This window comes from Asaia sp. HumB, from assembly GCF_030263835.1.
In the GTDB taxonomy this organism is placed as follows: Bacteria; Pseudomonadota; Alphaproteobacteria; order Acetobacterales; family Acetobacteraceae; genus Asaia; species Asaia bogorensis.
Window position 1 is genome coordinate 1,417,818 of sequence record NZ_JARPML010000002.1, and the last position, 19,794, is coordinate 1,437,611.

Below are 19,794 nucleotides of genomic sequence, written 5' to 3' on the forward strand. Positions count from 1 at the left end.
GCAATAGCCGGCCACGCAGACGGGCGTATCAGTCACGACCGACCATCGTCGACTGACCGGCCTCCCCGAACCGGAAACTGGCCGGATATTCTGATCCGGCCAATATTGAGCGACAAACCTAGTCGGCAACGTCACTGAGTTCGTGCCAACCGAGCTTGGCCGACAGCAATGATGCCGTGTGGCGCACCTGAGGGGCCAGAGCCTTCATGCGCAGAAGTGGCATCTCGCTAGCCCCACCCGTCACACTGATCGACGCCACAATGCTGCCCGAAGCATCTCGCACCGGCGATGCGACGCAGTGGATACCAATCTCATCATCTTCCAGATCGAACACGCAATCGGTCGAGCGATAGAAGCGCATGCGATTGATCCAGCTCGACAGACCGGCAGGCATATGACGATAACTGGTGCGATACAGACGCGCCCATTCTGTTTCCGACTCATCCAGAATCAGCGCGCGCCCCGTACCCGTGCGTGCAAGGGGGAGGTGCTGGCCTGTCCGGCTACGGACTTCAAGAGGCATACGCCCTTCCAGACGCATCAGATAGATCACGGCGCTGTCTGCACGAACGCCCAGATGGACCATGCGACCGGTTGTCTCACTGAGCGTATGGAGCAGAGGGGTGGCAAGCCCCAGCAGGGGCGTGGCGGCCTGTGCCTGCGTGGTGAGCGAGGTCAGTTTCTCACCCAGACCGTAACGCCCCATGGATTTCAGGCGTAACCAGCCCTGCTGTAACAGGGCTGCTGTCAGGCGCTGGGTTGTGCTGCGTGTGCAGCCAATTTCCAGCGCCAATTCGGAAAGCGTATCGACGCCAGCCTTGACGGCCAGAATGATCGACAGGCCACGCCCCAATGTCTGGGTACCCTGGGGCCAGTCTTTATCCGAATATGCCACATGCCGCTCCATGTTCTTTGAACGGTGCCTTGGACTTTGAAAGGGCTTCTCGTTCGCTTTTGAGACTTTTTATTGCTCCGCAAGGGAGGCATAGAAGCATCTCATAGCGTTATTCACGGGCGAATAAACACTTATCTTCGTTTTCTGGTCACATCTATGTAATCAAGACGAAGACAGTTCCGATTTTCTCTTAAATCAATGTTTATAGGGAGGAAGCTTTATCTGGTAAAGTGTTGGCCAGTATTTTCCGGTGACGAATAATCTATCATTCTCGTGATCGTAGGCGATGCCATTGGGCACAGCATCCGGATCATCCAGACCAACTTCTTCTTCGAGATTCGTCAGATCGACCCATGACTTCACTTGACCCGTTTCGGGATCGATCCTCGCGATTTCCGGAGTCATCCATATATTCGCCCAGATTTCTCCATGAATATATTCGAGTTCATTCAGTCTGTTTACTGGAATACCATCGGCGGTTACACACAACTTCCCGACGACATGTAATGACACAGGGTCAAGATGCTTCAGACAAGATGTTCCGTCTGAGAGAATCAGTGTCTTGTCATCATGGGTCAGGCCCCAGCCTTCCCCCGTATAATGGAATCGCCCCCGCAGCGTCAGTGACGGGAAACTCCAGATGTAGCCGCTCCCACTACGCCATGTGACGCTGATCAGCCGATCCTGCCAGTCCACAATGCCCTCACCGAAATGCCCATCCGGCACAGTAGCCTGTGCGAGGGTCTTGCCTGTCTCCAGCGAGACCCGTCGTATGACCGATCGGCCTGAAAGCCCTGTGCTTTCGAACAGCGCACCATCGCGATAGAACAATCCCTCGGTAAACGCCGAAGGGTCATGGGGAAAACGGGCGATAATCTGCGCTGGTTCGACAGGCGGACTGGCAAGGCCAGCAGGCGCGAACAGACAGGCTGTCATTGCCAGGCCGGAAAACGAGGCAATACAGACAAGTAACAGGCGCATGGGAGGGCTTTTCGCTGGCGGTTTCACCCGAACGCTATACGCCCGCCCCTCATTTTCCCACAATCACCCTCTCTCGATCCGGAACCGGGGCAGGAGGGGTCAACCCAGAGGGCGGAAGAACCGGTACGACGATCTCAGGACGGGCGACCGTTGATCGCCATGAAGGCCTTGCCCACACGCCTTGCGACGTCATGGATCTGTTCCTCGCTACAATCGACTGGCAGCTCGAAACGCTTGCGCTGGACAAGGCGTGTCTGACACAGCGCCATGAACTGCTCAGCGGCAAAAAGCGGGTCATCGGTCACTATGTCCCCTCGTTCGACCCAATGCCCGATCCACTCCGTCATGGTCTTGAGCGTACGTCCGAAGCCGTGACGCCAGAATGTATCGGCCAGAACCGGAAAATGCGGCGCTTCGGACACGATGATACGATAGAGACGCAGCGGACCAGGCTGAAGCAGAACGGTGATGAACCGCTCGGCCAGCTTGGTGGCTGATTCCTCACATGTCATGGCCGTCAGGTGACTCTGACAAATGGCGGGCGCGAGTTTACCCCGGCTCAGATCTTCGATGACAGCGCCAAACAGCGCTGCCTTGTTCTCGAAATGGTTGTAGAGGGTCCCTTTCGACACACCGGCGCGACAGGCGATCTGGGACATGGAAGCCCCTTCATAGCCGGATTCGAGAAAGATCGCCTCAGCCCCATCGAGAATCTGGCGGCGCTTGGCGTTGCAAGCCGCACTGTCTCGAGCGGAGTCTTCATTGTCGGGCGAGGCGATAGTGTCGTTCTTGTTCAACCGGTCCATCCGTCTGACGCATTGGTCTGGTGCCGGTGGGCAACGCACAAAACTTGAGGGCGGCCCGATGGCAGACCCTCAGAACTGACCGAACGGGTCGATCAGCGCAAGCCAAAACTGCCCGATGCGCGCCAATCCTTCAGAACTGCAACGAGAATGACTTCAATGTGTCCATGAAAGGTCTAGGCATTGCGCCTGCGGATCGCGATAAATTGGTTGAGACGACCCGTTTTCAGAGACATGAGATCCTTATGACCCCTACAAACCCGAATGCGTCGCGCCCCAGCCGAGCCCTGCCCCCGGGAGTTGTCACAGGTGATGACTATCTCACCCTGATCGAGGCCTGCAAGCAGGGCGGATATGCTCTTCCTGCCGTCAATGTTGTGGGCACCGACAGCGTCAATGCCGTGCTCGAAGCCGCAGCGAAAAACAATTCCGATGTTATCGTTCAGTGCTCCAATGGCGGTGCACGTTTCTACGCCGGCGAGGGTCTGGCTGATCAGCACAGGGCCCGCGTGCTGGGCGCTGCCTCGATGGCCCGCCACGTCCATCTTCTGGCCAAGGAATACGGCATCTGCGTGATCCTTCACACAGACCACGCCGATCGCAAGCTCATCCCCTGGGTGGAAGGTCTGCTCGATCTGAGTGAGGCTGAGGTTGCCGCCGGACGCCCGCCTCTTTTCTCCTCGCATATGATCGATCTCTCCGCAGAGCCGCTTGAGGACAACCTGGCCGAATGTGCGCGCCTTCTGCCCCGCATGGCCAAGCTCGGGATCAGCCTGGAAATCGAACTGGGTGTTACAGGTGGTGAAGAAGACGGTGTGGGCCATGATCTCGAAGATCATGAGGATAATGCCCATCTCTATACGCAGCCCGAGGACGTCCTGACCGCCTGGAACCGTCTCTCGCCGCTCGGTCACGTCACTGTGGCGGCGTCCTTCGGCAATGTGCATGGTGTCTACAAGCCCGGCAACGTGCAGCTTCGGCCCGAGATCCTGCTCCACTCACAAGAGCACGTCGCTGAAAAAACCGGCCTTGGCCCCAAGCCGCTCGCACTCGTCTTTCATGGCGGATCGGGTTCGGAAAAGGACAAGATCACCGCTGCCGTGTCCTATGGTGTGTTCAAGATGAACATTGACACCGATGTGCAGTTTGCGTTTGCCAATGGCATTGGCCAATACGTGCTCGATCACTCCAAGGCCTTCCTGCACCAGATCGACCCCGAGACCGACGCCCCCTACAAGAAGTTCTACGACCCGCGCAAATGGCTGCGCGTTGGTGAAAAGAGCATCGTCGACCGTCTGGAGGAGGCATTTGCCGATCTCGGGTCGAAAGGCAGATCCATCGCTACCAGGGACTGAAGGACGTGACCTGCGAGATCGTCAGGGCGTTCAGCGTCGTGCCAAGCCAGACCGCGTTGTTCGAATCCACTTACGGGCCGGAAGGCCCGTGGGTACGGCTCTACCGCAATGTCCGCGAGTATCTCGGCACGCGCCTCATTGCCGATCTCGACAAGCCAGGCGACTATATCGCTATTGATGAATGGACGTCGCACGGGGCCTATCTGGATTTCCAGAAAGACCATCCCGATGCCTTTGCAGCCCTCAATGAGGCCTGCTCGCCCCTGATTCAGGACTGGCATTTCATCGGGGCATTTCAGGTCGTGACAACGGCCTGAAGCCATCTCCCGACTTACAGGGCAGACAACCGCCCTGCGTCTTGTCGCTGCGACACAGCCGTGGCCGGGTCAAGTAACACTATGAAGAAAATCGGATGAATCGGACAGAAAGTCCTTGCATCCGGGGGTCATGACCTTTAATCGGGCGGCCTTGGCCCAAGGGGGCATGTTGCCCAACAGGCTGTCTACTGGTTTAGAGGTACGTGATGAACGCACTTGCTCAACTGGGGATGGTATCGGGACTCCCGAGAGATAACCAGACTGTCACATCGAACACATCTCATGAAGAGGTGTGCAAGGATTACTTCATTGAGCGTGATGGTGAACGCTTCGCCGGTCATCACCTGCTGATCGATTTCTGGGACGCCACGAATCTGGACGATCCCGCAGCGATCGACGCCACGCTTTGCGAGGCAGCGGTTACCGCAGGGGCAACAATCCTGCACAGCCACTTCCATCACTTCACGCCCAATGGCGGCGTGTCGGGCGTGATCGTGCTGGCCGAAAGCCACATCTCGATCCACACATGGCCCGAGCGCAATTTTGCCGCCGTTGACGTGTTCATGTGCGGCGCCTGCGACCCGAATCTGACGATTCCGGTCATGCAGCGTCTTTTCCAGGCTGGTCGCGTCGTCTCTGACGAAGTGCGTCGTGGTCGTGAAAAGATCTCGCCTGCAGGCTGAGCGCGTTACGCTGCGCTCAAAAGCAGATAAGGCCGGGCCCGTTGCCCGGCCTTTTTTTTGATAAAATTGGGAGAGACCGCCTCATGTCTGAATCCTGGATCAACGAAACCCTCTACCCCGACTGGGGCCAGCGTTTTCGCGTCACGCGCGAGCTCGCACGTGTCAAGAGCGACTTTCAGGACATCGTCGTCTTTGAAAGCGACTTCCACGGCCGCGTGCTTGTTCTCGATGGCGTCATCCAGATCACCGAGCGCGATGAATTCGTCTATCAGGAAATGCTCACGCATGTCCCGCTTCTGACCCACCCCGATGCCAAGCGCGTGCTGATCATCGGCGCAGGCGATGGTGGCGTGCTCCGTCGCGTGCTTCAGCACAAGACCGTTGAAAAGGCCGTCATGGTCGAGATCGACGGGGCGGTTATCGAGCTTTCCAAGCAGCATCTCCCCAATATCGCTGGCGACGCCTGGAATGACCCGCGCGCCGATGTCATCGTCGGCGATGGTATCGACTATGTCGCCAAGGCAGCGGACGGCTCGTTCGATGTCATCATCGTCGACTCGACCGATCCGATCGGCGTGGGCGAAGTGCTCTTCACCGATGCCTTCTACAAGGATTGCGCCCGCATCCTCTCCGCTCAGGGTCTGATCGTGAACCAGTGCGGCGTGCCATTCATGCAGGCGGATGAACTGCGTGAAACCAGCCTGCGCCGTGCCAATTTCTTCCCGCATGTCTCGGCCTATGTTGCCGCCGTGCCGACCTATGTCGGTGGTTTCATGACGCTTGGCGTTGCTGCCAAGGGCGTGAACCCGACAAAGCAGACCGTCGAGGACGTGCGTACTCGCGCAGAGGCCGCAGGTATCCTGGGCACGACACGTTACTGGACCCCGGAAATCCATGTCGGCAGCTTCAATCTGCCGCCCTATATCGCTGAGAACCTGCCCAAGCAGGAAGGCTGATCGGCGTCCCCGGACAGACATCTGTATGTCCGGGGTATGCAGGGCTCTGCCCTGCACCCGCGGAGGGATTTTCCCCTTCGAGCCCCGCTTCGACTTTCGATGAGGTTTGCAAAGGACGACTGTCCTTTGGCGGGGCATGGGGCAGCGCCTCCTGTCAGGACGGCTTTGACCGGGCTCTAGTAGCCCGAACCGCTCAGCAGGCGAATGACGATAGCCTGCCATTCTTCCATCAGATCACCATGGCCCATCGCGTGACCGGCGCGCCGGTACCAGTAGCGGGCATTGTCAGTGTCACCTTCGACGCGATGAAGCCAGCCATGAACCCAGTTACATTCCGGGTCACGCTCATTGGCCTGCACGATCTCATGGGCGGCCGCCCAGTCCTCCCGTTTGGCCCACCACAGTGCAAGCAGCGCGGGTGACACAGGATCGGGCGGAATACCGTCTTGCAGGCTTTCCTTGAATACGGACAGGGTCATGCTCATCGGACAACCTCCCAGTCATACCGGACTCCGGTCATATTCTCGGAAGCCTGCCAGAGCTTAGACGCAAGGGGAAGCCCCGTGGCCCTAGGTGGAATAACGGCAAGCCCCGGTGGCCCGCGTCGTTCCCCACGACCGATCGGCCCGTAATAGCCCCCATCACGCGCCTTGGGAGACAAGGCCGCATGGAGAATAGGCTCGGCACCTGCAGTGACGTCCTGCCCCAGCAGGCGGAACAGGGCATTGCCGACACGATCCTGCCCATAAGCCAGCAGGCGTGAAACGGGCGTCTGCGCCGCACTCAGCGCGGCGCTGTTGGAAATGATGGAGCTGGTGGACCAGCCAGGATGAGCGGTGCGAACATGCAAAGGCGCCCCCGCCTCGTGAGCACGCCGGTTGAGCTCAAGGCTGAACATCAGGTTGGCCAGCTTGCTCTGGCTGTACCTGTCGAAGCGGCGATAACGCCCGGCAGCGTTCAGATCATCGAGTGGAATATCGCCCCGCCATGCAGCAAGAGACGCCACCGTGACAATATGGGCCTGACCGGCAATGAGCGAGGGCAGAAGCCGGCCCGTAAGCGCAAAGTGCCCAAGATGGTTGGTGCCGAACTGAAGTTCGAATCCGTCCTGTGTGGCGCGACGCTGCGCCGGAGCCATGACACCGGCATTGTTGATGAGCACATGCACAGGTTGGTCGGCCATGCGCTCGGCAAAGCGTGCAATGGATGCCAGCGAGGCAAGGTCGAGCCCCTCAAACCGCAGGATGGCATCAGGGAGAACTGCCTGGATCGTCGCCAGCGCCGCTCGTCCCTTTTCGGCATTGCGCCCTGTCACGATCACCTCGGCACCGGCCCGGGCCAGGCCAAGCGCCGTCGCAAGGCCAAGTCCGCCTGTTGCACCTGTGACAATTGCCGTTTTACCCCGGCAGGATGGATAAGCGTCACTCATGCCCTGGCCTTTCCTGAGCGTTCTTCGGCCTTCGCTTCCTTCAAGGCCTCATCAGTCAGACGCTTTTCATTTTTCTTGAGGAAATAGAGACAGACGCCAAGAAAGATCACGACGAGTGAGCCGATACCGATGGCCAGAGGCCCGGATAGACTAAGGATTTCCTTGCCGAGGAAATAGGTCGCGATGGCGTACCCACCGGCCCACACCACGCCACCAAGCGCATTGTGCCAGAGAAAGGAGCGCCAGGGCATATGGTTTGCCCCAGCAAGCAGGGCCACGAATACGCGCAGAATCGCGACAAAGCGCCCGACAAAAACAACGGTCCCGCCATGACGCTTGAACAGGTAGCGACCCAGCAGCAGGCGCTCATGGGTCAGGCCAACCTTGCCGCCATGCTTTTGCAGGATCTTGAACCCGATCGAACGTCCGATCAGATAGCCGAAATTATCGCCCATGATGGCACCCGTCACGGCCGCAACGGCAACCCATCGGATTTCAAGATGATGCGTGGTCGCGGCATAGAGGGCCGCCCCGATGATCAGGCTCTCGGCTGGTAAAGGCAGGCCCATGCTCTCGAGCATGACGACGACGCCGACAATGCCGTAGCCATATTCCTTGAGCAGATGTTCCAGATAATGCAGCAGGGCTCTGATCCTTGCAGGCGTAGCGATAAAGAGGTCGACTTGATGCCTGAAAGCCGCTCCCAGGAAAACTCGTCAGATGGTTTCTCCCGGATTATCCTGAATCCCATGACGAATCCATCTTCGATCCCTTCCGGTTCCTGGCCTTCCTGGGTGTCATCCGACCTCGTTGCAGGGCGTAGCGTGTCCCTTTCCGAGCTTCAGGCACAGGGAGACAGGTTATACTGGCTCGAAGGCAGACCGCAGGAAGGGGGGCGCACGGCCCTTGTCAGCCTCAAACGCGGCGAAACGCCACGGGATTTGCTCCCCGTCGATTACCAGATCGGCACGAATGTTCATGAATATGGTGGCGGCGCCTATGAGGTGTCGTCATGTCAGAAAGTCGTTTTCAGCGATCGCAAGACCGGGGCTGTCTCGCTCTATCATCCCGATGGCAGCATCACCCCCATGGCCTGCACAGCAGGCTGCGCTTATGCAGATTTCAGTTTCGATGCCACTGGCAGCGGCGTTTTCTGCGTCCGGGAAGATCATCGCGGGGAAGGCGAACCCCGAGCCGCTATTGTCTGGCTCGACAGGCAGGACGAAATCGTTCTGGTCGAAGGCGATGATTTCTACGCCGCACCGCGCCCCGCACCCGGCAACGGGCATCTGGTATGGATAAGCTGGTCACACCCCGACATGCCCTGGGATGCCACGAGACTCCTCATCGCACCGCTATCATGGCAGGCACGGCGCCCGCATATTGGCGCAACACGCATACTCGCAGGCGATGGTACGCGGTGCAGTTGTGTCGATCCTGTCTGGGAAAGCGCTGACACGCTTCTGGTCAGTCTGGACGCGCAGGGCAGCTGGCGGCCTTGCCGCTTTTTCATCCCGAATGAGACAGACACACCGGTCGGCCCCGACTATCTGCCAGATCCGGGAGGAGAGACAGGCTTTCCGCACTGGGTTTTCGGTCAGCGCAGCCTGTCGCCCATCGGGCAGGGGCGTGTCATGGCCCAAGTCATTACAGAGGGTCTGAGCCGTACCGCCCTGTTTGAAAATGGGGTGTGGACGACATGGCCGCATATCGATGCTGCTCAAGTACCCGTCTGGTTTGGTGACGAGCCTGCCTGGATCGAGACTGCCCCCGATGCACCCCCCGCCATCGTCATTGGCCACCCGCAGCGGATCATAAGACGCGCTTTCGATTTTCCACAGGGCATCGATGCGCAGGATTGTGCGATAGCCCGACCGATCACTTTCCCTGTCGACGCTGATGCATCCGGCGGGAAGAGCACCCTCTCTCACGCGCTTTTCTATGCCCCTGTAAACCGGCATCACAGTCTTGCTGACAACGAAAAGCCGCCTCTGGTGGTCATGGCGCATGGTGGCCCCACGGGGCGAGCCAGCACAGCTTTTTCCTTCAAGGTGCAGTGGTGGACCAGTCGCGGCTTTGCCGTACTCGATGTCAATTACCGGGGATCGACCGGGTTCGGGCGTACCTACCGAGAAGCCCTTGAGGGGCAGTGGGGTGTCGTCGATGTGCAGGATTGCATAGCAGCCGTGCGCCATGTCGTCGCAAAGGAGCTAGTCGATCCCGCACGCTGCGTCATACGAGGCAGCAGTGCAGGAGGGCTGACCGTGCTCATGGCGCTGGCGATGTCTGATGTCTTTGCGGCGGGTTGTTCGCTTTACGGTGTGACCGATCTGCGCGCCCTGGCAGAGGAGACACATAAATTCGAGTCCCACTATCTTGATCGGTTGATTGGCCCCTACCCCGAGCAGGCCGACCTCTATCTGCGACGCTCACCGATCAGCCATGTCGAGACGATCAGATCTCCCACACTGTTTCTGCACGGAGACCAGGACAAGGTCGTGCCTCTGGCACAGGCCCAGGCCATGCATGATGCGCTTGTAGCGCGGGGACGGCAGTCCGCCCTGCACATCTACCCCGGTGAGGGTCACGGTTTTCGTCAGCAACAGACCCTGCAGGACAGCTTCACGCGCGAACTGGCCTTTTACCAGCAGATCTTTGGGTCATCGCAAAACGCCTGACAGGAACGAATACGGCCCGGTCGAGGCGCATCGCAGAACGCGCCTCGATCCTGAAAACGATCAGGGTGTTGCGGAAGAAGGGGCACCCATTGCGCTGACAGGCGCAGAAAGCGCCGTATTCAGGACATCTGCGAGCCTCACCCCCGCCTGCTGCAGGCGCGTCTCGATCACGGGAAAAGCAATATCCGTGTAGGCCGCGCCGAGATCCTTCCTGTTGCCGCCGGGCAGCGCGCCATAGGCAATGGAACGGGCCAGACCGTGGCTTTCATCGGTCCACTGCACAACAGCCTCATGCATGGTGTCGGGAGAAAGCGCGCCGGACCAGAATGCAGCCTGGCCAGGGGTGATCTGGCTGTTCAGCCGGTCGGCCTCCTCACGGGCTTTCGCAAAATCGATCGTATAATGCGGCCCCACGACCAGATGCCGCTCATGGTCCATAATCCCCTCATCCCACAATGAATGAAGGTTCTCATGGCCGTTCCGGTCCTGACCGAAATAAGAGACCTTCACCATGTTGCCGCCCTTGTCATGGTCGCGCTCGGCAGCGTGAAGGGGCTGATGCAGATCGCCCACCAGATGCACCACCCATTTCAGGGCAGCAAGACGCGCTTCGGGCGCCGCATTCGGGTCTGCCAGCACGTGTTCCATTTCAGGCAGTTTTTCGGTGACGCAGATATCGTTGCCGCAATCGCGTGCCTTGTCATAGGTCGCAAAAGAAGCATCGGTATCGACATAGTGCCACGGCAGCGTCTGGGGCAGGCCGCCTTTTTCCGGCGGCACATGCCCGATCGTATCGGGCCATGACGCCACCTGATCGAGGCTCTGATGATGCTCAAGCGCTAGAAGCTGCGTCACGGCACTGGCAGCCTGCGGCGTAAGGCGGCTCTGTGCGATATCAGCGACGATGGCATGCCCATAGGGACCCCAGGCCTGGGCAGGTTTTGAGGCAAGGGTCAGCGCGGCAACGGAAAGCAGTGCCGGCAGGGCGAAAAGCGAGCGACGTGTCATGAGGCCTCGGAAACGAAAGTGGCAGGAAGTGCGACTACCGTTTCACTCCCGGACCGAGGATGCAAGGGATGTTATGATGACACCCCCCTCTCTCGCCCCTTGCTGACAGCGCGGGTGACGGACCACCCGGAAAGCCCTCGTTTGGCCGCCCGGACGATCAGGCGCCTAGTCGAACCGACCAGCCAGCCGACCAGCTTTCACCGGGCTTGAGATGCAGCAATCCCGGTTTTTCCTCGAAAGCCCCGTCGAAATCGACCGGGCTGGAATATCCCATCCAGGGTTCGAGGCAGAGGAAATCGGAGCCCGGCTTCATCCAGATGCCAAGCTGCTCGAAACCATGCCACGAGAAAACCAGCGCCTCGCCCGTACGCGCATGAAAACGCAGCTCGCGGCTGACCGGATGCAGGAAGATCAGCGCGTCATGGTCGAACAGGCTGTCATCGAGCGGCAGAATTCCATCCTTGACCGGGTTGGGACGCGCCCCCGGAGCAATCAGCCCTTCCTCAAGAACAGCGAGAGGCTCTGGCTCGGGAGCCTCGAATTCGAGCACATGGTCCGTCTTGGCTGTTCCCGGCACAAGCGGCCAGATGAAGGCCGGATGAGCCCCGAGCGACGCATGGAGAAGGCTCCGGCTGTCCGGATTGCCCAGCGTATAGGCAAGGTGCAGGCCATCTTCATCGAGCGTATATTGCAGCGTGAGCCGGAAGGCGAAAGGAAAGATCGCCCGGCTTGTCGGATCATCCTCAAGCACCAGCGTGCAACCCGTCTCATGACGTTCGACCCAGCGAAAGACGCGGTCACGGGCAAAACCATGCTGCGTAAGGGTATAGTCGAGACCATCGATCAGGGCATGATTGTCACGCAGACGCCCTACAATCGGGAACAGGACGGGAGAATGGCGTGGCCAAGCGCCCCCGGTCCAGATGAGCTCGCGCCCCGTTTCGTCACAAAGTGAACAAAGCTCGGCACCGTGGGCAGCAACGCGCGCCTTGAATCGCCCATTGCTGAAGACATGGCTGTCGGACATCACTCATCGCGCTCCTGTTTCCGGCCTGCGGCAGCGATCACCCGGCAAGAGGCGATCTGGCTAAAGGTCCAACGACCTTCCCCAAAAACCATCGCAGATCAAGAGACTGTTTCGTGAGGGAGCGGTAACCCGACCTGGGGTCAAGGCCGGGGAGATACTGTCTGACCCGATGACGCATCACTTGCTTTGCCCCGGCCCGAACTGCCCAGGTCGCATGTAAGCCCACCGTGCGCGACATGGGAGCCTGTCAGACGATGGGCGGAACGACCTGACAAGGAGTGCTTCGATATTTCACCGGAACATTTCAAACATTTCGCAAAAAAACCACACATATTTCGCAACAATTCAATTGAGACTTAGTCGCGCTTTCATTATGGAGTTGCGAAACCCTCGCAACTGAAATGGAGCGTCGCGCCCGATGCGATCCCTCTCGCGCACATCCCTGTCCCTGCTACCGATGCTCACCGGGATCATTCTCGGTGCAACTCAAACCCACGCCGCTGACGACAGTTCGGCGGACCGCAAGGACAGGAAACCGCAGCGTCAGCGGAAGCTCGAAAAGCAGAAATCTGAGGAGAAGTCAGACGAGCATATCACCGTGCTCGGCAACGGCTTCAACACACTCAAAGACCCGATCGGCCTGTCGCGCATGCCGCAGGACGCGCTTCATACGCCGCAGCAGATCAATATCGTACCGCAGATGCTGATGAAGCAGCAGAACGTGAAATCGGTGGATGAAGCCCTGCGGAACGTGCCGGGTGTGACCTCCTCGATTGGCGAGGGTGCGGGCGGCATGAATGGCGACCAATTCCTGATCCGCGGCTTTCAGGCCCAGAACGATATCTATCAGGACGGGCTGCGCGATTTTGGCGTCTATAGCCGCGATGCGTTCAATCTCGAGACGATCTCGGTCATCAAGGGCCCTTCATCCGAGGTGTTCGGCAACGGGACGACGGGCGGCGCCATCAATATGGTGACCAAGACCCCCACCCTGCGCGACCATTATGCCGCCGAGTTCAATGGCGGGTCGGGCTCCTATTATCGGGGCGTCCTCGACGTGAACAAGAAGCTGGATGACCACACGGCATTGCGCATCACCGGCATGGGCAACGAGAACAATATTGTCGGGCGCGATTTCCTCTATTCGCATCGCTGGGGCATTGCACCCTCCATCGCCTTCGGTCTGGGCAGCAAGGCCACACTGGTGCTGCAATACATGCACCAGCAGGAGAACTCGATCCCGGATTTCGGTGTGCCTGTCGTCACACCGCCCGGTGCGAAAACCGGCGGTCCGATCACGGAATACGGCATTCGCCGCACCAATTTCTATGGCACGAACAACGATCAGAACGCCACCAACGACAACATGGAAACAGCGCGTTTCTCGTACAAGCTCAACGACCATATCAAGTTCTTCGATGATCTGCGCGGTGGCCAGTTCTACCGGACTTTCGCTGCCTCCAAAGCCACGTGCGACACGACCTGCGTAAACAATTACTTCCTCGGTCATGCCGGTTCGGCGCTTGTTGCCCGCTCAGGCCCCAACGGCGCCGGAAACGGCAAGGGACTAGGCACCACCATGGCGCCTCTGCCCTATCAGCAGACAAGCTGGTCGGTGCAGAATGTCGGCTCGATGGTGGCCGATTTCCATACGGGTTTTCTCAAGCATCAGATCGTGACAGGTTTCGATCTCGAGCGCGTCAATGATGTGCGCTCGCAATCGACCTATCTCAAAGCAAAGCCCTATGCCTCGCTGGTCAACCCCAACCCCTATGTCGGCAATCTGCTTCTCGTGCCTGGCGATCTGAATCCGGGTGGGCTGGTCAGCCTCGGTGCTCTCGGGGCCAAATCACATTCAAACGGCTATGGCTTTGATACCGGCCTGTTCTTCTATGACCAGATCTGGTTCACTGACTGGCTGTCGGTAAAGGGTGGTTTCCGTTGGGACCGCTGGCAGACCAGCTATAATCTGACGGGCGGCAATGTCGCGACCAATCCTGATATTCACTATCATCAAGTCAGCAGCGTCTTTAACCCCAATGTCAGCCTCGTCGCGACGCCCGATGCGCATCAGACCTATTATTTCACCTGGGCGACCTCGACCACGCCAAGCGGCATGTATGTCACCAACGGCTCCGTGCCGATACGCCCCGGCACAAACAGCTTCGCCAGCCCGGAGAAAGCCAGTCTCTACGAGATCGGCGCGAAATACAGCGCCTTTCATGACCGCATGGGGTTCACGGCCTCGCTGTTCCGACTGGAGAAGAACAACGCCATCAACGCCGACCCGGTTACCGGGCAGGTTGAGGGATCGAGCGACCGGCAGCGTAATCAGGGGCTCGAGCTTTCCGTCGGTGGCATGATCACACGCCACTGGAACATCTCAGCCACTTACGCCCTTTATGACAGCGATACCCTGGCTTCCGATACGGCTGCTGCAGTGGGCAAGCAGGTGCAGTATGTGCCCCATAACCAGGCGACTCTCTGGTCGGTCTACGAGGCCTTCCCGAATACGCCGTACAATCTCTCATTCGGTGGCGGCATGACATGGCGCCAGCATGTCTGGCTCAACACGACCAACACGTTGAAGGTCCCGGCCAATCTGGACTTCGATGCCGTGATTTCCCATCGTCTGGGCCAGCACTGGAAAATTGCGCTGAATGGCTACAACCTGGCCAATCGCCTGAACTACCAGAGCCTGTTTTCCAATCGCGCCACCCCTTCGGCCGGCCGCTCCTTCCTTGGCCAGATCAGCATGAGCTACTGATCCGGTGAGGTCTCAGCCCTTCTCATGTCAGGCCGGCGTTGGGAGGGCGGTGTCACAGGCTCGGAACGTTTAGGGCCGTAGATCAGGCGTAGAGACGCGCGGAATGCGCCTCATGTGCGAGGGCTGAATTCCTGTCTTTTGACCAGCCCCCTCCCTGTGATCGCATCCAGGAAAAGACTTGGTGACCATATTTTTTCCGGGTGCCTCGCTGCAATCGAATGCAATCCGATGAAGATGCCATGACACCAAGCCCGACCTGGACGGGCTGGCTCGGCCATTCTTGATAGGCGTTGCGGCCCGACCTGCGCTATGCAACCGGCAACGTCATTTTCAAGGTTTCAGGGACAGTCATCATGTCGCAGCCGCCGGTCTGCATCGCCGCCCTTTATCGCTTTACCCCCTTTGCCGATCCTGCCGCTCTGCAGGCATCGCTGCTTGAGGCCTGCCTGCAGCACGGCATCAGGGGGACGCTGCTTCTGGCACGCGAAGGGATAAACGGCACCATTGCAGGCAGCGCCGAAGGCATCGAGTCCATTCTGGCCCATATTCGCGGTCTTCCCGGCTGCGATGCGCTGGAGTGGAAACTCTCCTGGGACGACGCCATGCCGTTCAACCGCATGAAGGTACGCCTCAAGCGCGAAATCGTCACAATGGGCCAGCCCGATATCGACCCTCTGGCCGGTGTGGGGCGCTACGTCCCTGCCGCCGAGTGGAACGCGCTGATTTCCGATCCCGATACCATCCTCATCGACACGCGAAACGACTATGAAGTGGCGGTAGGCACCTTCAAGGGCGCCATCGATCCCGACATTCAGAGCTTTCGTGAATTTCCCGACTGGTTTCGTGCCCGCCGCGCTGCGCTGAAAGCCGAGGGGCGCAAGCCTAAAATCGCCATGTTCTGCACAGGTGGCATACGCTGCGAAAAATCGACTGCCTTCGCCCTCTCCGAAGGGGTTGAGGATGTCTATCACCTCAAAGGCGGCATCCTGAAATATCTGGAAGATGTGCCCGAAGCTGAAAGCCTGTGGGAAGGCGAGTGTTTCGTGTTCGACCAGCGCGTGACCGTGCGCCACGGGCTGGAACCCGGTGCCTATGATCTGTGCCACGCCTGCCGTCGCCCGGTATCGGCACAGGACAAGACATCACCGCTGTTCATTGACGGAATCCAGTGTCCTGCCTGCGCGGCCGAACGTACCGATGAACAGCGCGCGCGTTATGCTGCGCGCCAGCATCAGGAAGATCTTGCCCGTGCCCGCGGTACCCATCACATCGGCGGTGATGCCTGAACGGGCAGAACAACGCCTGAGGGAGATCATCATGATTGACGAGCCATCCGGGTATCACTGGGCCTCCGATCCATGGTTCACCGATGCCCTCGACCGCTTCATCGAGGAACGCGACAAGGGGCGCGCAACCCTCACCCTGGATCTGGAGGCCATCGAGGCCAGTATCTTCAACGGTGACGGCGCCGCCTATCGTCTGATGGAGGCTATGGCGAGCGTCATACGTGAGGAGGGCCATGACGGCTGTCGCGGCGCACCACGCGTTCTTTTGGCGCCTGAGCGAGCTCAAGGGCAGGGAAACACCGTAATCAACAGGCGCTCGGAATAGTGTGTATGGGGCGTCGCCCCACACCCCACCAAAGGACGGTCGTCCTTTGGAAACCTGTCTGCGAGGGAAGGACGCGGGAGTAACGCCGTCTTTCAGAATTGCGAGGCGAGGCTATCAGAGCAAGCGGGCGAGTTTCAGGAACACCCAGGTCAGGATCATGGCGATAAAGCACACCGCTCCGGCTTCAAGCGTGCCATAGGCGCCGCCCGCGAGATACATCCCACCAGTGTTCATGCCAAAGAACCCGGTCACCAGAGTTGCCGGGAACATGAGGATGGTGGCCGCCGTCAGGATATATAGACGCCTGTTGGTTTCTTCCGCCTGTGACGACCCGAGTTCATCCTGCAGCGAGCGGGCACGATCGAGAAGGGCGATCATGTCATCGAGCGCGGCATGGACCTGACGCTCGGTACGGTCACGCAATTCATCCTCGGCCCATTCGGGCAATTCGAGATCTTCGTCGCGCAATACGCGATCAATGGGGGTAACCACACGACGCAATTCGGTGGCACGGCGTCGGCCCTTACCCACAATACCGCCAAGATGACCCAGATCGGTGCGGCGCTCGATCAGCAGCAGCGCGTCCTCGGCGCGGTCCAGTTCGTCATCCAGCTTGCCGATCTGGCGGCGCACACTGCCGGTAAACTCACGAAGGGCGCGGTCGATCACACCCGCAGGGCTGCGGGGAATGGAGTCCGCACGAAGGGTGCGAAAAGCCGCACCGAGCACGGGGATGGGGTTACGCCGCGTGGTGATGAGAAGATCGGGGCGCATGGCAAAGCGCCAGGCGCAGATATCGCGATCTTCCTCCGAAACGGCATCGTCGAACGCAGGCAAGGCCCCCCAGACAAGGCCGGGCATGGCTTCCAGCATGACGCCATATTCTGTCTCGGCCAGCATGGCACTGACATCCTCGGGCAGGCAGGGCAGGGTCGCTACATGCTGTCTGGCCGAGCTGTGCACCGTATCGAAATGGAGCCACGCCCAGCTTTCCGAGGGTTTGGGATAATTCGAAGGCGGCGTGCGGTCGTTGAGCAGGCTCTCGATTTCATGCGGCTCAAGCGGCGAGGGGTCCTCACCCGGCCGGGCCCTGACGGCCCATACCAGCCCGTTGGCAATGCCATGGGGCAGCGCGCCTGACGGCTTCATATCCTGGCCCGCCACAACGGAGAACGGCATCTGTGAGCGTGTGTTGGACATGCCATCCTCCATCCTGAGGAAATCTTTGTTCTGGGCGAACGCTGTTCGCTGTCTCGCATGGGTGAGGAGCCCAGGCAACCGCTTTCAAAGCTTAATGTAGCCGCAAGGAAACCGGAACGACGCCGGTTTGTTACCAGTTCATCAAGATGTCCCGCAAAACAAACAATCAAGCCTGACATCGTTACCCCGTTTTTCGACAGGAGCCTGTCATGAAACACGTATTCAAAGCCGCTCTGGCTGTCTCTACCCTGCTTGCCGCCCCCGCTCTGAGCCCGGCCCCTGCCTTCGCGCAGGCCACCACGGCTACTGACAGCGAGCATGCGCCTTCGGCCCAGAAGGCTGAAACGCTCAAGAACCAGTCGACCCAGATCCACAACCCGACCGAGCAGAACAAGACGTTCAAGAACCAGATGAACGAGCAGCCCGACCCCAAGGCACCGAGTGCGCCCACGGGTACGGCAGCGCCGACGGGTCAGACCTCGGAGAAAATGCCCATCTCATCGCCTCAGCATGAGAAGGCCTCCAAACACAAGCACAGCATGAAAAGCATGAAGATGTCAGACAAATCGGCCCAGCAGTAAGGTTTGTCCCCAACGGCACTGCCGTTGGCGCATCAGCAAAAGGCGTCTGATCCTGAGCGGATCGGGCGCCTTTTTTCATGCGCGCTGGCCCAAAGCCGGAACTCGCTCTATACAAATGCCCCTCACCAGAGAAACAAGGGTTTCAGAATGACCGATTACAAGGTGCGCGACATCGCCCTGGCCGAATGGGGCCGCAAGGAAATCTCCATTGCCGAGGGCGAAATGCCCGGCCTGATGGCGCTCCGCGAGGAATACGGCGCCAGCCAGCCGCTCAAGGGCGCGCGCATTGCGGGCTGTCTGCACATGACCATCCAGACCGCCGTGCTGATCGAGACGCTGACGGCTCTGGGCGCGACCGTGCGCTGGTCGTCCTGCAACATCTTCTCGACCCAGGACCAGGCTGCTGCCGCCATCGCCGCAACCGGCGTGCCGGTTTTCGCCTGGAAGGGCCTGAGCGAAGAAGAATTCTGGTGGTGCATCGAGCAGACCATCAAGGGTCCTGATGGCTGGACACCGAACATGATCCTCGATGACGGCGGCGACCTGACCGTGCTCATGCACGACAAGTACCCCGAGATGCTGAACGACGTGCGCGGCCTGTCCGAAGAGACGACCACGGGCGTGCATCGCCTGTGGGAAATGGCGAAGAAGGGCACGCTGAAGGTTCCGGCCATCAACGTGAATGACAGCGTCACCAAGTCGAAATTCGACAATCTCTATGGCTGCCGCGAGAGCCTGGTAGACGCCATCCGCCGTGGCACCGACGTCATGATGGCGGGCAAGGTTGCCGTGGTTGCCGGTTATGGCGACGTGGGCAAGGGCTCGGCCGCCTCGCTGCGCAATGCAGGCTGCCGCGTGCTCGTGACCGAAGTCGATCCGATCTGCGCCCTGCAGGCCGCGATGGAAGGCTATGAGGTCGTGACGATGGAAGCCGCCGCACCGCGTGGCGATATCTTCGTGACCTGCACAGGCAATGTCGACATCATCACCGTCGAGCATATGCGCGAGATGAAGCACCGCGCCATCGTGTGCAATATCGGGCATTTCGACAGCGAAATTCAGGTCGAGGCCCTGCGCAACTACAAGTGGGACAACGTCAAGCCGCAGGTGGACGAGATCGAGTTCCCCGACGGCAAGCGCATCATCCTGCTGTCTGAAGGCCGCCTCGTGAACCTCGGCAACGCCACGGGTCACCCCTCCTTCGTGATGTCGGCCTCCTTCACCAATCAGACGCTTGCACAGATCGAACTCTGGACGGCAAAGCCGGGCCAGTACGACGTCAAGGTCTACACCCTGCCGAAGAAGCTGGACGAGAAGGTGGCTGCGCTGCATCTCGCCAAGGTCGGCGCCGAGCTGAGCAAGATGAGCGACAAGCAGGCCGATTACATCGGCGTGCCAGTTGCCGGTCCGTTCAAGCACGAAGAATACCGCTACTAAGAGGGTTACGCAGGGCTGAGCCCTGCAAATCACCGGAGGGCTGGACCCTCTGGTTCCCCTCTTGTA

The 19,794-nt window shown here is 59.5% G+C and carries 19 protein-coding genes; 10 read left to right on the plus strand and 9 right to left on the minus strand.

The annotated features are described in order from the left end of the window. Positions 1-118: 118 nt before the first annotated feature. The 3 genes from P5689_RS07450 to P5689_RS07460 all read right to left on the minus strand — a co-directional run bounded on the left by P5689_RS07450 (position 119) and on the right by P5689_RS07460 (position 2,673). On the minus strand, positions 119-895 hold the full coding sequence (locus tag P5689_RS07450; RefSeq protein WP_200863465.1) for an IclR family transcriptional regulator: 777 nt from the start codon (positions 893-895) through the stop codon (positions 119-121). A gap of 195 nt (positions 896-1,090) precedes the next feature. Beyond that, positions 1,091-1,876 (minus strand): glutaminyl-peptide cyclotransferase, encoded by a 786-nt coding sequence (locus P5689_RS07455; protein ID WP_023978240.1) that lies wholly within the window; start codon positions 1,874-1,876, stop codon positions 1,091-1,093. 134 nt (positions 1,877-2,010) lie between these two features. Next, a complete protein-coding gene (locus P5689_RS07460; RefSeq protein ID WP_023978241.1) occupies positions 2,011-2,673 on the minus strand; it encodes a TetR/AcrR family transcriptional regulator in 663 nt (220 codons plus the stop codon). 251 nt (positions 2,674-2,924) lie between these two features. Between P5689_RS07460 and fbaA the strand changes: the two genes are divergently transcribed. The 4 genes from fbaA (at position 2,925) to speE (ending at position 5,990) form a co-directional block, all read left to right on the plus strand. Then, a complete protein-coding gene (fbaA, locus tag P5689_RS07465) occupies positions 2,925-4,034 on the plus strand; it encodes a class II fructose-bisphosphate aldolase (RefSeq protein WP_031240430.1) in 1,110 nt (369 codons plus the stop codon). Between the two features lie 5 nt (positions 4,035-4,039). Continuing rightward, positions 4,040-4,351, plus strand: coding sequence for a hypothetical protein (locus P5689_RS07470; protein WP_285532662.1), 312 nt, complete (start codon positions 4,040-4,042; stop codon positions 4,349-4,351). Positions 4,352-4,557: 206 nt separating this feature from the next. Beyond that, a complete protein-coding gene (speD, locus tag P5689_RS07475) occupies positions 4,558-5,034 on the plus strand; it encodes an adenosylmethionine decarboxylase (RefSeq protein ID WP_023978244.1) in 477 nt (158 codons plus the stop codon). A gap of 83 nt (positions 5,035-5,117) precedes the next feature. Then, positions 5,118-5,990: a polyamine aminopropyltransferase gene (gene speE, locus P5689_RS07480; protein WP_023978245.1), complete on the plus strand. Its 873-nt coding sequence runs from the start codon at positions 5,118-5,120 to the stop codon at positions 5,988-5,990. A 176-nt stretch (positions 5,991-6,166) separates the two neighbouring features. On the opposite strand, the gene P5689_RS07485 is transcribed toward speE, so the two are convergent. The 3 genes from P5689_RS07485 to P5689_RS07495 are packed head-to-tail and all read right to left on the minus strand — an operon-like array spanning position 6,167 to position 8,000. Then, a complete protein-coding gene (locus P5689_RS07485) occupies positions 6,167-6,475 on the minus strand; it encodes a hypothetical protein (RefSeq protein ID WP_231944596.1) in 309 nt (102 codons plus the stop codon). Then, complete coding sequence (locus tag P5689_RS07490; protein WP_285532663.1) at positions 6,472-7,419, minus strand: SDR family oxidoreductase; 948 nt, start codon at positions 7,417-7,419, stop codon at positions 6,472-6,474. The genes P5689_RS07485 and P5689_RS07490 overlap by 4 nt, the downstream gene beginning before the upstream one ends. Then, on the minus strand, positions 7,416-8,000 hold the full coding sequence (locus P5689_RS07495) for a DedA family protein (RefSeq protein ID WP_122048565.1): 585 nt from the start codon (positions 7,998-8,000) through the stop codon (positions 7,416-7,418). The genes P5689_RS07490 and P5689_RS07495 overlap by 4 nt, the downstream gene beginning before the upstream one ends. Before the next feature lie 168 nt (positions 8,001-8,168). Between P5689_RS07495 and P5689_RS07500 the strand changes: the two genes are divergently transcribed. Further along, a complete protein-coding gene (locus tag P5689_RS07500) occupies positions 8,169-10,097 on the plus strand; it encodes a prolyl oligopeptidase family serine peptidase (RefSeq protein ID WP_285532664.1) in 1,929 nt (642 codons plus the stop codon). A gap of 60 nt (positions 10,098-10,157) precedes the next feature. On the opposite strand, the gene P5689_RS07505 is transcribed toward P5689_RS07500, so the two are convergent. Beyond that, complete coding sequence (locus P5689_RS07505) at positions 10,158-11,105, minus strand: S1/P1 nuclease (RefSeq protein WP_285532665.1); 948 nt, start codon at positions 11,103-11,105, stop codon at positions 10,158-10,160. Positions 11,106-11,262: 157 nt separating this feature from the next. After that, entirely contained in the window at positions 11,263-12,132 is an 870-nt protein-coding gene (locus tag P5689_RS07510; protein WP_285532666.1) for an aldose 1-epimerase family protein, read from the minus strand. Positions 12,133-12,550: 418 nt separating this feature from the next. On the opposite strand from P5689_RS07510, the gene P5689_RS07515 reads away from it, so the two are divergent. From P5689_RS07515 to P5689_RS07525, 3 genes are all read left to right on the plus strand, one after another. Beyond that, positions 12,551-14,899, plus strand: coding sequence for a TonB-dependent receptor domain-containing protein (locus P5689_RS07515; protein ID WP_285532667.1), 2,349 nt, complete (start codon positions 12,551-12,553; stop codon positions 14,897-14,899). Between the two features lie 353 nt (positions 14,900-15,252). Continuing rightward, positions 15,253-16,185: a rhodanese-related sulfurtransferase gene (locus P5689_RS07520; RefSeq protein WP_285532668.1), complete on the plus strand. Its 933-nt coding sequence runs from the start codon at positions 15,253-15,255 to the stop codon at positions 16,183-16,185. 31 nt (positions 16,186-16,216) lie between these two features. After that, positions 16,217-16,510, plus strand: coding sequence for a hypothetical protein (locus tag P5689_RS07525; RefSeq protein WP_285532669.1), 294 nt, complete (start codon positions 16,217-16,219; stop codon positions 16,508-16,510). 114 nt (positions 16,511-16,624) lie between these two features. Here the strand turns inward: P5689_RS07525 and P5689_RS07530 are convergent, their stop codons facing one another. Further along, complete coding sequence (locus P5689_RS07530; RefSeq protein ID WP_035444349.1) at positions 16,625-17,710, minus strand: CorA family divalent cation transporter; 1,086 nt, start codon at positions 17,708-17,710, stop codon at positions 16,625-16,627. Between the two features lie 209 nt (positions 17,711-17,919). Here P5689_RS07530 and P5689_RS07535 point away from each other — a divergent pair, with 209 nt between their 5' ends. Next, positions 17,920-18,291: a hypothetical protein gene (locus P5689_RS07535; RefSeq protein WP_285532670.1), complete on the plus strand. Its 372-nt coding sequence runs from the start codon at positions 17,920-17,922 to the stop codon at positions 18,289-18,291. A gap of 147 nt (positions 18,292-18,438) precedes the next feature. Next, a complete protein-coding gene (ahcY, locus tag P5689_RS07540) occupies positions 18,439-19,728 on the plus strand; it encodes an adenosylhomocysteinase (protein WP_062165552.1) in 1,290 nt (429 codons plus the stop codon). The last annotated feature ends 66 nt before the right edge of the window (positions 19,729-19,794 follow it).

Coding starts and splice junctions, on each gene's coding strand:
- P5689_RS07495 (WP_122048565.1), bottom strand. CDS start 8,000: ATGCTCGAGAGCATGGGCCTGCCTTTACCAGCCGAGAGCCTGATCATC.
- P5689_RS07520 (WP_285532668.1), top strand. CDS start 15,253: ATGTCGCAGCCGCCGGTCTGCATCGCCGCCCTTTATCGCTTTACCCCC.
- P5689_RS07490 (WP_285532663.1), bottom strand. CDS start 7,419: ATGAGTGACGCTTATCCATCCTGCCGGGGTAAAACGGCAATTGTCACA.
- speE (WP_023978245.1), top strand. CDS start 5,118: ATGTCTGAATCCTGGATCAACGAAACCCTCTACCCCGACTGGGGCCAG.
- P5689_RS07530 (WP_035444349.1), bottom strand. CDS start 17,710: ATGTCCAACACACGCTCACAGATGCCGTTCTCCGTTGTGGCGGGCCAG.
- speD (WP_023978244.1), top strand. CDS start 4,558: ATGAACGCACTTGCTCAACTGGGGATGGTATCGGGACTCCCGAGAGAT.
- P5689_RS07455 (WP_023978240.1), bottom strand. CDS start 1,876: ATGCGCCTGTTACTTGTCTGTATTGCCTCGTTTTCCGGCCTGGCAATG.
- P5689_RS07510 (WP_285532666.1), bottom strand. CDS start 12,132: ATGTCCGACAGCCATGTCTTCAGCAATGGGCGATTCAAGGCGCGCGTT.
- P5689_RS07525 (WP_285532669.1), top strand. CDS start 16,217: ATGATTGACGAGCCATCCGGGTATCACTGGGCCTCCGATCCATGGTTC.
- P5689_RS07505 (WP_285532665.1), bottom strand. CDS start 11,105: ATGACACGTCGCTCGCTTTTCGCCCTGCCGGCACTGCTTTCCGTTGCC.
- ahcY (WP_062165552.1), top strand. CDS start 18,439: ATGACCGATTACAAGGTGCGCGACATCGCCCTGGCCGAATGGGGCCGC.
- P5689_RS07500 (WP_285532664.1), top strand. CDS start 8,169: ATGACGAATCCATCTTCGATCCCTTCCGGTTCCTGGCCTTCCTGGGTG.
- fbaA (WP_031240430.1), top strand. CDS start 2,925: ATGACCCCTACAAACCCGAATGCGTCGCGCCCCAGCCGAGCCCTGCCC.
- P5689_RS07485 (WP_231944596.1), bottom strand. CDS start 6,475: ATGAGCATGACCCTGTCCGTATTCAAGGAAAGCCTGCAAGACGGTATT.
- P5689_RS07515 (WP_285532667.1), top strand. CDS start 12,551: ATGCGATCCCTCTCGCGCACATCCCTGTCCCTGCTACCGATGCTCACC.
- P5689_RS07535 (WP_285532670.1), top strand. CDS start 17,920: ATGAAACACGTATTCAAAGCCGCTCTGGCTGTCTCTACCCTGCTTGCC.